This is a genomic window from Streptomyces botrytidirepellens, from assembly GCF_003721215.1.
GTDB classification, from domain to species: domain Bacteria; phylum Actinomycetota; class Actinomycetes; order Streptomycetales; family Streptomycetaceae; genus Streptomyces; species Streptomyces himastatinicus.
Genome location: NZ_RIBZ01000762.1, coordinates 1 through 10,582, shown reverse-complemented (window position 1 = coordinate 10,582; position 10,582 = coordinate 1). Strand labels below are relative to the sequence as shown.

Below are 10,582 nucleotides of genomic sequence, written 5' to 3'. Positions count from 1 at the left end.
GGCCCGCAGCCGCCGCGCCCGGCGCCCGTCGCCCGCCAGGTCCTCGGCGGTGATCGCGGTGGCGGCGGCCTCCGCCTCGGGCAGGTCGTCGTCCACGTGACGGCGGCGGCCCGGCAGCGCGAGCACCACCAGGACGACCGCGAGCAGCCCCTGCGCCCAGACCCACGCGGTGTGGGCGATCGGGGTGTCGTACGTCAGGTCGAGCCGCCCGCCGTTGGCCGGGAGTTCGAAGCCCTGTGCCCAGCCGTCGAGGGTCTTCGCCGTCAGGGGCTTGCCGTCGAGCGTGGCCTTCCAGTCGGCGGTGGCCCGGTCGGCGAGCCGCAGCACGCGCCCGTCCGCACCGTCCGGGATGGTGGTGTGCGCCTCGACGGGACCGGCCGCCACCGGCACCGGCGCGGCCGACGTGCCCGTCCCTCCCCCGGAGCCGGGCGGGACGATGGAGACCCGCGCGACGCGCTGGTCGAGCCGCCACAGCGTGCCGTGCTCGTCCCTGCTGAGCTGGGTGAGGCCGGGCGTCGCGTTCAGCACGCGCGTCATGTCGCGCGGGGCGCCCTGCTGTGCGTACACGTAGCGCACCGCGTAGGCGCCCAGCCGGGTGGTCTGGTCGGCGCCGGAGCCCGCGACCAGATGGGCCACGACGTCGTCGAGACGGGTGTCGGCGCCGCCCGCGGCGGCGAGTTCGCCGTCGCCGAGCCGGGCGCCGGAGCCGCGCACCAGGGCGTAGTCGGTGCGGGCGTCGCTGCCGGTGAGCACCAGGGTGCGGGCCTGGTCCCGGGTGGCGCTCTCGGCCGCCACGAACGCGGGGACCTGGGAGGGTTCGCGCCGTGACACCGGGCCGTCCGCGCCACTGACCATCCAGCTGACGGCGGCGTACAGCGGGGCGGCGGCCGAGGCGACGGCGATGATCAGCGCGACCGGCTGGCGCCAGCCGAAGCTCTGCGCCGCCACGCGCTCCTTGGCGCCCTCGGCGCCGACCACGGCGGCGGTCAGCAGCGCCAGGCCGTAGACGAGGGTCGCGGGCCCGGCCCAGGCGGAGCCGTTGCTGAACGCCGCGAAGAGGAACCCGGTGAGGGCCACGACCCAGGCCGTACGCACCGTCAACTGCCGTTCGCCGCGCATCAGTGCGGCCAGCGCGGCCAGCACGAAGCCGAGCAGCAGCAGCGTGCCGCCGCCCTTGGGGCCGCCGGGGCTGAGCGCGAGCAGGTCCAGGGCGGACGCGGCACCGCTGCCGCTGTCGAGCCCGGCCTCCTTCAGGAAGCGGACCGGGTCGGTGAGCAGATCGACCGACCAGGGGGCGAGCACCAGCAGCGGGGTGAGGACGACGGCCAGGAACCGCAGCCCGTACGCCACGAGCGGCTCGCCCTGCCGTTGCCGCAGGACGAGCACACCGGCGGACAGCAGCAGCGCGATCGGCCAGACGACCGGCGTGAACGCCATGGTGAACGTCAGCAGCAGCGCGTACGCCCACGCCGCGCGCCAGCTCGGCAGCCTGCCCTTCGTACCGCCCGCCCGGAAGCCGCCCGCGGCGGCTGCCGCCCGTGCCATCAGCGGCAGCAGGACGGCCAGCACCGCTGTGCCCAGCCGCCCGCCCGCGAGCGCCCCGGTGGCGGCCGGGAGGAAGGCGTACGCGACGCTCCCCCACGCGCGCAGCAGCCGGGACTCGACGAGCGGCCGGGAGGCGAAGTACGCGATGAACCCGGCCAGCGGCACCGAGCAGACCAGCAGCAGGGTCAGGGTGAACCCGGTGCTGCCCAGGAAGACCGTGGCGAGGGCCGCGAGGGCGGCGAGATACGGCGGTGCGCTCTGGGTGCCGCCGGTGCCGACCGGGTGCCAGCCGTCGACGTAGCTCGCCCAGAGGTCGGTGACGTGCCCGGGGACGGGCAGCAGATCGCCGCCCGCGAGCGCGCCGGTGCCCAGCAGCTCCCGGCAGGCGACCAGCGAGACCAGCAGCAGCACGGCGAACAGCATCGGGCCCGGCTTGCGCGCGATCCGCTTGACGCGCGCGAACTGCTCGATCTCCAGGAAGTCGGCGTCGTCGTCGCTCGGCCCGGACTCCACGGCCCCGTGCCGGCCGCCCGAGGACAGCTCGGGCTCCGACCGTCCGCCGATGTTGCTGGCCACCTGCTCGACCGTCGCCCGCACGGTCGCCCCGGAGGGCGGGAAGAGCGGCCGCAGCTCGCTCGGCTCGGTCGCCGGGCGGCCGCGCCGCTTGCGCGCGGCGCTGATTCTCCCGGGCCGCAGCAGCACGCCGGACAGGCCGGTGACCTCGTCCAGCGCCTGGCCGGGCACCTTGCCCACCAGATAGGCGAGGGTGCGCAGCAGGGTGCCGAGGACGACCCGCAGCATCACATAGGGCAGCAGCGCGCCCCTGGTGTTGACCAGCAGGGTGTAGACGGCACCGGCCTTGTCGACGCGGTGCGGGCTGGCGACCGAGCGGCCCACGCAGTCGATGGGGCGCCGCTCGCGCGCGGACGCCTCGGCGTGCCGCAGGGAGGCGTCCGGCGCGATGAGCACCTGGTGGCCCGCGGCGTGGGCGCGCCAGCACAGGTCGACGTCGTCCCGCATCAGGGGCAGCCGGGCGTCGAAGCCGCCCAGCTGCTCCCATACGTCGCGGCGCACCAGCATGCCCGCGCTGGAGACCGACAGCACCGGCCGCACCTGGTCGTGCTGACCCTGGTCCTGTTCGCGCCGCTCCAGACCGGTCCAGCGGCGGCCGCTGCGGGCGATGCTGACGCCCACTTCGAGCAGCTGCTTGCGGTCGTACCAGCCGCGCAGCTTGGGGCCGATGATCGCGGCCTCACGGTTGGCCAGCAGCTCGGCGTCGGCGACCCGCAGCAGTTCGTGGAGCGCGTCCGGGGCGGGCGCGCAGTCGTCGTGCAGCAGCCACAGCCACTGGATGGGCTCGCCGTGCGGCAGCTCCGGCATGTCGTACGCGTCGTCGCGCCAGACGCGGTTGACGGGGTCCCAGCCGCTGGGGCGCTTGAGGTACGGCAGCTCCTCGGGCCCCAGCACCGGGGCGCCGCGGACGGCCTCGGCGACGGCCGTACCGAAACCACTGCGGCGCGCCAGGTGCAGGACCCGGTCCTCACCGAGGGCTTCGGTCAGCAGCCGGGCAGACTCGTCGGCGCTGCCGGTGTCGGCGGCGACGACGCTCTGCACGGGCCGCTCCTGGCCGAGCAGGCCGGACAGCGCGTCGGGCAGCCAGCGGGCGCCGTCGTGGGAGACGAGCACGGCGGTGACGACATGGCGCGGGAACTCAGGTGCCGGTTGCGCGGCGGCAAATCCGGCGGAGGCGGCCGGGTGTGGGGCCGCCGAGTGGCTGTGCACGGACATCGAGGTACGGGCCCCGGTTCGCTGGACTGCGGTGGACGAGCCCGCCCCAGGGGGACGTTGGCGCGCCTCGGACGGGCCCCCACACTAACGGCTGCGTACGCAGGCGGTCCGCTTCCCGTCGCCTGGCGCTCGGGGGACGGACCGTCTACTCCGCCGTGAGCTGTGCCGATGTGGCCGGACCGCGGCCTTCTTCGTCAGACCGCGGCCTTCTTCAGGCGGCGGCGCTCCCGCTCGGAGAGGCCGCCCCAGATGCCGAAGCGCTCGTCGTTGGCCAGGGCGTATTCGAGGCATTCGGAACGGACCTCGCAGGCCAGGCAGACCTTCTTCGCCTCGCGCGTGGACCCGCCCTTTTCCGGGAAGAACGATTCGGGATCGGTCTGGGCGCACAGTGCGCGCTCCTGCCAACCGAGCTCCTCGTCCGCCTCTTCGACCAGCAGTTGCTGGAACAACTCGGTCATGTGCGCCCCTCGTCTGTTTTTGCGTCCCCGGTGCCGTCCCCGTGCCCTGGTGCCGTGGGTCAAACCGGCAGAACGACACGTGTGAAATTACAAGTGCGCCGATCCGGGCCAGTCAAGCCGAGATCTGCTATTGGGCCTCTTATTCACTCTGCGGAACCAAGGCTGCGCGGAAAGTGTTCAAATCGGCCTAAACGCGACACGTTTCCCTCAGCTGTCCCCGGCGTCCCCGGTTCCTCATCGCTCTCACCCGTGAAGGACGCCGTGAACGCCATTCCCGTTGCACACACGTTCTCGTTGCACCGGGGACGGGTGCTGCGCCACCTCTCCGACTAACGCGGGGACAAACCTTTCTGCTTCCACATCGACCGGATGAGGTGAACAAGGACCGCCGAACGGGAGATCAAGTTGACAGGAGGGCGGGGACCCGCTGTCCTTGTCCTCATGTCAGTGACCCACGCGCCCCAGTCGACCCGTGCCCACGGGTTCCGCTGCGCCGTGCAGGCTCGCTGTCGCTGTTCCAGCTGTTGATGCCCCTCTGAGCTCCAGCTTTCTCCTCTCGCGTCTCTTTCGCGTCTCCCTGCGTCACCCCGCACAGCTCCGCTTCGCGCACCGCCGCGCTTCTCCGCCGAGGAACCCCCACATGAACAGCGACGTCCAGATCGCCGGTGACCCGCTCGCCATCCCGCATCTGCTGCCGCCCGCACCCGCGCACCCCACCACCGTCTCCGGCTTCGCCGGACTCGCCCGCGACATCGCCGCCGACCGCGACGGCTGGGCACCGCTCGTCCGGTACGACGCCACCACCCGCTGGTACCACCGGCTGCGCACCGGCCCCGGCTACGAGGTCTGGCTGCTCAGCTGGGTGCCCGGCCAGGGCAGCGGAGCCCATGACCACGGGCGCTCCTCGGGCGTACTGACCGTGCTCCAGGGCGAGTTGACCGAGCGCGTGGGGACGAACGGCGGCGCACGGCATACGCTGCGCGCCGGAGCGCAGCGCGTCTTCGCGCCCGGATACGTGCACGACGTCGTCAACGACGCGCTCGAACCCGCCGTCAGCCTGCACATCTACTTCCCCGGCCTGACCGAGATGCCGCTGCACTCCACCCAGACCGCCGGTACGGCCGCGGAGACGGCCGCCCCCGGCGCCCTCGACGTCCTGCGCTGAGCCTGCCCCGCACGGTTCCCATGTCGTAGCCGACTGCAAGACTGTCCCCCATGCGCATTGTGGTTCTGGCAGGCGGCATCGGCGGCGCCCGTTTCCTTCGCGGTCTGATGTCGGCGGTTCCCGACGCCGACATCACCGTCATCGGCAACACCGGTGACGACATCCACCTCTTCGGCCTCAAGGTCTGCCCCGACCTCGACACCGTGATGTACACGCTCGGCGGTGGCATCCACGAGGAGCAGGGCTGGGGCCGGGCCGAGGAGACCTTCGCCGTCAAGGAGGAGCTGGCGGCGTACGGCGTGGGGCCCGAGTGGTTCGGCCTCGGCGACCGGGACTTCGCCACGCACATCGTCCGTACGCAGATGATGGGCGCCGGTTACCCGCTCAGCGCCGTCACCGAGGCGCTGTGCGCGCGGTGGCAGCCGGGGGTGCGGCTGCTGCCGATGACGGACGACCGCGTCGAGACGCACGTCCTCATCGACGACCCGGATGGCGAGGGCCGCAAGGCCGTCCACTTCCAGGAGTACTGGGTCCGGCTGCGCGCCTCCGTGCCCGCCCACGCCGTGGTCCCCGTCGGCGCCGACCAGGCCAAGCCCGCGCCCGGCGTCCTGGAGGCCATCGCCGACGCCGACGTCGTCCTCTTCCCGCCGTCCAACCCCGTCGTCAGCGTCGGCACCATCCTGGCCGTCCCCGGGGTGCGCGAGGCCATCGCCGAGGCCGGGGTACCCGTCGTGGGCCTCTCCCCCATCGTCGGGGACGCGCCCGTGCGCGGCATGGCCGACAAGGTGCTCGCCGCCGTCGGCGTCGAATCCACGGCCGCCGCCGTCGCCAAGCACTACGGCTCCGGGCTGCTCGACGGCTGGCTCGTCGACGAGGTCGACGCCGGGGCGGTCGACGAGGTCGAGGCCGCCGGGATCCGCTGCCGGGCCCTTCCGCTCATGATGACCGACACCGAGGCCACCGCGCGCATGGCCACCGCGGCGCTGGCGCTGGCCGAGGAGGTCCGGGCATGAGCGGATCGCCCTCCCGGGAGACGCCCTCGTACCAGGTCTGGGCCCTCCCCGGCCTGCCCGAGGTGCGGTCCGGCGACGACCTCGCCAAGCTCATCGCCGACGCCGCGACCGCCGACGGCCTCCCGGGTCTCGCCCACGGCGACGTCCTGCTCGTCACCTCGAAGATCGTCAGCAAGGCGGAGGGGCGCGTCGTCGCGGGCGACGACCGCGAGGCCGCCATAGACGCCGAGACCGTACGGGTCGTCGCCCGGCGCGGGCGCACCCGCATCGTCGAAACCCGGCACGGCCTGGTCATGGCCGCCGCCGGGGTCGACGCCTCCAACACCCCGGCCGGCACCATCCTGTTGCTCCCCGAGGACCCCGACGCCTCCGCCCGCGCCATCCGGGCCGGACTGCGGGACGCGCTCGGCGTGGACGTCGGCGTCATCGTCACCGACACCTTCGGGCGGCCCTGGCGCACCGGGGTCACGGACGTCGCCATCGGCGCGGCCGGGGTGCACGTCCTGGACGACCTGCGGGGCGGCACCGACACGCACGGGAACGCGCTGAGCGTCACCGTCGTCGCCACCGCCGACGAGCTGGCCGCCGCCGGGGAGCTGGTCAAGGGCAAGGCGGACGGCCTGCCGGTGGCGGTGCTGCGGGGGCTGCCGCATGTGGTGGCCCTGGACGCGGATGCCGACGCGGATGGGCCCGGCGCGGACGGGCCCGGTGCGGACGGGACCGACGCGGGGGCGCGGCCGCTGGTGCGCGGTGCCGCCGACGACATGTTCCGGCTGGGCACCTCGGAGGCCGTACGGGAAGCGGTGACCCTGCGCCGTACGGTCCGCGAGTTCACTGACGAGCCGGTGGACGGCGCGGCGGTGCGGCGCGCCGTGGCCGCCGCCGTCACCGCGCCCGCGCCGCACCACACGACGCCGTGGCGGTTCGTGCTGCTGGAGTCGGAGGAGTCGCGGGTGCGGCTGCTCGACGCGATGCGGGACGCGTGGATCGCGGACCTGCGCGGTGACGGCTTCTCGGAGGAGTCCATCGCCAAGCGGGTGCGGCGCGGCGACGTGCTGCGCAAGGCGCCGTATCTGGTGGTGCCGTGCCTGGTCGCGGACGGCGCCCACACGTATCCGGACCCCCGGCGGAACGCGGCGGAGCGGGAGATGTTCGTGGTGGCGGCCGGGGCCGGGGTGCAGAACCTGCTGGTCGCGCTGGCGGGCGAGCGGCTGGGGTCGGCCTGGGTGTCGTCGACGATGTTCTGCCGTCCGGTGGTGCGGGAGGTGCTGGGCCTGCCGGAGGACTGGGACCCGATGGGCGCGGTCGCCGTGGGCCACCCCGCCGCCGCGCCCCCGGCGCGGCCGGAGCGGGGCGTGGACGGCTTCGTGGTGGTGCGGTAGCGCGGCGCCCCGGGTTGTGGCCCGGGGTTGTGGGCCCGGGGCGCGCGGGGTGGGGGTGCGCGCCGGTGTGGGGGTGGTGCGGGTGCGTTTTCGGGGTGCGGGGTGCGTTTCCCCCTCACGGGGTGCGTTTCCCCGCTCGCGGGGTGCGTTTCCCCCTCTCCCCGCTCGCGGGGTGCGTTTCCCTCTCGCGGCTGGACCGGGCTTAGGGTGGCGGCGTGGTGGGACGTCGTCGTGTGTGGGTGCCTTCCTGCGCGTACGACCTCGCGCGGAACCTCGGTGTGCTCCAGCGGGGGCCGGGGGATCCGGCGTTTCGCGTTGACGCGGAGGGGGCGTTCTGGCGGGCCAGCCGGACCCCGGCCGGGCCCGGGACCGTTCGGATCGCGCGGGACGGCAAGGGGGTCGAGGCCCAGGCCTGGGGGCCGGGGGCCGAGTGGCTGCTGGACCATCTGCCCGCGCTCCTCGGCGACGACGACGATCCGTCCGCGTTCACCCCGCGCCACCGGCTCGTCCACGAGGCACACCGCCGCAACCCGGGGCTGCGGCTGATCCGGACCGGGCTGGTACTGGAGTCGCTGATCCCCTCGATCCTGGAGCAGAAGGTCACCAGCGACGAGGCGTACCGGGCCTGGCGGTTGCTGCTCCAGCGGCACGGTGAGCCCGCGCCGGGGCCGATGGAGCGCCTGCGGGTCATGCCCGACCCGCGTACCTGGGCGCTGATTCCGTCGTGGGAGTGGCACCGGGCGGGCGTGGACGGCAAGCGCTCGGCGACGATCCTGCGGGCCGTGCGGGTCGCCCGGCGGCTGGAGGAGGCCGCGGCCATGGATCTCGACGCCGCGTCACGGCGCCTCCAGCTCGTCCCGGGCATCGGCCCCTGGACGGCGGCGGAGACCCTCCAGCGCAGCAACGGCACCCCGGACGCGATCACGGTCGGGGATCTGCATCTGCCGCGCATGGTCGGCTACGCGCTCACCGGTGAACGCGGCACGGACGACGCGGCGATGCTGGAACTCCTCGCGCCCTACGCCGGGCAGCGGCACCGGGCGGCCCGGCTGATCCTGCTGTCGGGCCGGGCGGCGGTGCCCCGCCGCGCACCGCGCTTCGCGGTACGGGACTTCCGGGCGATGTGAGCGATGTAGCCACCCCCGCGCAATCGGCCACGGCCTACTGGTCGGAGGAGAACCGCACCGCGCCCGGCGGGATGTCCACCCCGCACCACACCCGCACCCCGTCGCGCAGTTCGTTGTCCGGGCCCACCAGCGCGCCGTCGCCGACCACGGCCCCGTGCAGCACCGTACGGGCGCCGACCCGGGCGCCCGCGCCGATCAGCGAGTCGCGGACCTCGGCGCCCTCCTCGACGACGGCGCCCTCCAGCACCGTGCTGCCGTCGATGCGCGCGCCCGCGCCCACCCGGGCCTGCGGCCCGATGACCGTGCCGCCGGTGAGCTTGGCGTCGCCCGCGACGGTGGCGGTGTCCAGGACGAGGCGGTCGCCGCAGCGGCCCGGAACGGCCGGAGAGGGGGCGCGGCCGAGGACGAGGTCGGCGGAGCCGCGGACGAAGGCCTGCGGGGTGCCGAGGTCGAGCCAGTACGTGGAGTCGACCATGCCCTGGAGGTGGGCGCCCGCGGCGAGGAGCCCGGGGAAGGTCTCGCGTTCGACGGAGACGGGCCGGTCGGCCGGTATGGCGTCGATCACGGAGCGGTTGAAGACGTACGCGCCCGCGTTGATCTGGTCGGTGACGATCTCCTCGGGGGTCTGCGGCTTCTCCAGGAAGGCGGTGACCCGGCCCTGCTCGTCGGTGGGCACGAGCCCGTACGCGCGGGGGTCGGTGACCCGGGTGAGGTGGAGGGAGACGTCGGCGCCGGTCCGGCAGTGGGTGTCGACGAGGGCGCGGATGTCGAGGCCGGTGAGGATGTCGCCGTTGAAGATGAGCACCGGCTCGTCGGGACCCGAGCGCAGCCGGGAGGCGACGTTGCGGATGGCGCCGCCGGTGCCGAGCGGCTCCTCCTCCGTCACGTACTCCAGGTGCAGTCCGAGGGAGGAGCCGTCGCCGAAGTACGGTTCGAAGACCTCGGCCAGGTAGGAGGTGGCGAGCACGATGTGCTCGACCCCGGCGGCGCGGGCGCGGGCGAGTTGGTGGGTCAGGAAGGGAACGCCGGCCGCCGGGACCATCGGCTTGGGAGTGTGCACCGTCATCGGGCGCAGCCGCGTTCCCTTGCCGCCGACCAGGAGGATCGCTTCTGGCGTTGCTGGCGCTTTGGTCACGTAGTCTCTGCTTCCTGCTCTGGCTCCCCGTGGTCGGCGGCCAGTGTATGCAGAAGCCCGGACCGCGCCTCGTCAGCGCCCCTGGAGCCGGGCGGCTGTGCTGCGTACGGAGCTGAGCTTGCGGTACAGGCGCTGTCCGGGGCACTCGGTGGCGAAGCCGTCGCGGTGTCCGGAGATGACGCGCAGCTTCACCTTGACGCCCTTTTTGTACTTGTTGCCGCCGCCGGACACCAGATGGGTGGTGCCGCGTGGATTCCGGTTGAAGAGGCCGAGTTTCCACGCGGTGAGCTTGGCGAGGGCTCTGACGGCCTTGGCGGAGGGCTTCTTGGCGGAGTACGTACCGAGAACGGCGACGCCCATGCTGTTCTGGTTGAAGCCGAGGGTGTGCGCCCCGAGTACGGCTCTGGTCACGCCCCCCGCGCGGCCTTCGTAGATGTTTCCGCACTTGTCGATGGTGAAGTTGTAGCCGTAGTCGCGCCAGCCCATGCTCTGGACGTGGTAGCGGTAGATACTGCGCAAAACGGAGGGAACTTGGGCGCAGGTGTAGCTGTTGCCCGTCACGGTGTGGTGGACGAAGGCGACTTTGACGGACTTGCTGTAGGCGTAACCACTCTCGCGGATCTTCTCGTTGGCGCCCCATCCGGCACGGGTGATGATGCGGGGCCGGGGCGCGGTGTGGCGGGCGGCGCTCGTTCCGGCCTGGCCGGTGGGGAGTTGGGCGGTCTTGGACGGGCGCGGGGTCGGGGTGGCGGGCCGCGCGGTGGGGGAGGTGACACCGCCGGTGGGGAGCGGACCGCCGGTGGCATGCGGGATGGCGGTGGAATGCGGGACGGCGGTGGGGTGCGGGATCGCGCCGGGGTGCGGGCCCGGGTGAGCGGAGTGCGGATCCGGGTGAGTGAGGTGCGAGTCCGGGTGAGCCGAGTACGGGCCCGGGTGAGTGGGGTGCGGGTCCGCGTGATGGGGGTCGGG

Annotated in this window: 8 protein-coding genes; 4 read left to right on the top strand and 4 right to left on the bottom strand. The window is 73.7% G+C overall.

What is annotated here, in order from left to right; translation table 11 throughout:
- The coding region (locus EEJ42_RS38835; protein ID WP_148082181.1) for a glycosyltransferase family 2 protein at positions 1–3,333 on the bottom strand (3,333 nt) is incomplete at its 3' end.
- A gap of 194 nt (positions 3,334–3,527) precedes the next feature.
- Positions 3,528–3,791 (bottom strand): WhiB family transcriptional regulator, encoded by a 264-nt coding sequence (locus EEJ42_RS38830; protein ID WP_004952403.1) that lies wholly within the window; start codon positions 3,789–3,791, stop codon positions 3,528–3,530.
- A 640-nt stretch (positions 3,792–4,431) separates the two neighbouring features.
- On the opposite strand from EEJ42_RS38830, the gene EEJ42_RS38820 reads away from it, so the two are divergent.
- The 4 genes from EEJ42_RS38820 (at position 4,432) to EEJ42_RS38805 (ending at position 8,478) form a co-directional block, all read left to right on the top strand.
- Entirely contained in the window at positions 4,432–4,956 is a 525-nt protein-coding gene (locus EEJ42_RS38820) for a cysteine dioxygenase (RefSeq protein WP_123106862.1), read from the top strand.
- Between the two features lie 50 nt (positions 4,957–5,006).
- Entirely contained in the window at positions 5,007–5,969 is a 963-nt protein-coding gene (gene cofD, locus EEJ42_RS38815) for a 2-phospho-L-lactate transferase (RefSeq protein WP_123106861.1), read from the top strand.
- The gene (locus tag EEJ42_RS38810) at positions 5,966–7,351 is read left to right on the top strand and encodes a coenzyme F420-0:L-glutamate ligase (RefSeq protein ID WP_123106860.1); all 1,386 of its coding nucleotides are present in this window, start codon (positions 5,966–5,968) and stop codon (positions 7,349–7,351) included. The genes cofD and EEJ42_RS38810 overlap by 4 nt, the downstream gene beginning before the upstream one ends.
- A 215-nt stretch (positions 7,352–7,566) precedes the next feature.
- Positions 7,567–8,478 carry a DNA-3-methyladenine glycosylase family protein gene (locus EEJ42_RS38805; protein ID WP_184503485.1) on the top strand — a complete coding sequence of 304 codons (912 nt, stop codon included), beginning with the start codon at positions 7,567–7,569 and terminating at the stop codon, positions 8,476–8,478.
- Between the two features lie 34 nt (positions 8,479–8,512).
- Here the strand turns inward: EEJ42_RS38805 and manB are convergent, their stop codons facing one another.
- The gene (gene manB, locus EEJ42_RS38800; protein WP_123106859.1) at positions 8,513–9,613 is read right to left on the bottom strand and encodes a mannose-1-phosphate guanylyltransferase; all 1,101 of its coding nucleotides are present in this window, start codon (positions 9,611–9,613) and stop codon (positions 8,513–8,515) included.
- 72 nt (positions 9,614–9,685) lie between these two features.
- A partial coding sequence (locus EEJ42_RS38795) for a peptidoglycan recognition protein family protein (RefSeq protein WP_184503484.1) occupies positions 9,686–10,582 on the bottom strand: 897 nt, incomplete at its 5' end.

Excerpts from the sequence above, each read along its gene's own strand:
- cofD (WP_123106861.1), top strand. The coding sequence starts at position 5,007 with ATGCGCATTGTGGTTCTGGCAGGCGGCATCGGCGGCGCCCGTTTCCTT.
- EEJ42_RS38810 (WP_123106860.1), top strand. The coding sequence starts at position 5,966 with ATGAGCGGATCGCCCTCCCGGGAGACGCCCTCGTACCAGGTCTGGGCC.
- EEJ42_RS38820 (WP_123106862.1), top strand. The coding sequence starts at position 4,432 with ATGAACAGCGACGTCCAGATCGCCGGTGACCCGCTCGCCATCCCGCAT.
- EEJ42_RS38830 (WP_004952403.1), bottom strand. The coding sequence starts at position 3,791 with ATGACCGAGTTGTTCCAGCAACTGCTGGTCGAAGAGGCGGACGAGGAG.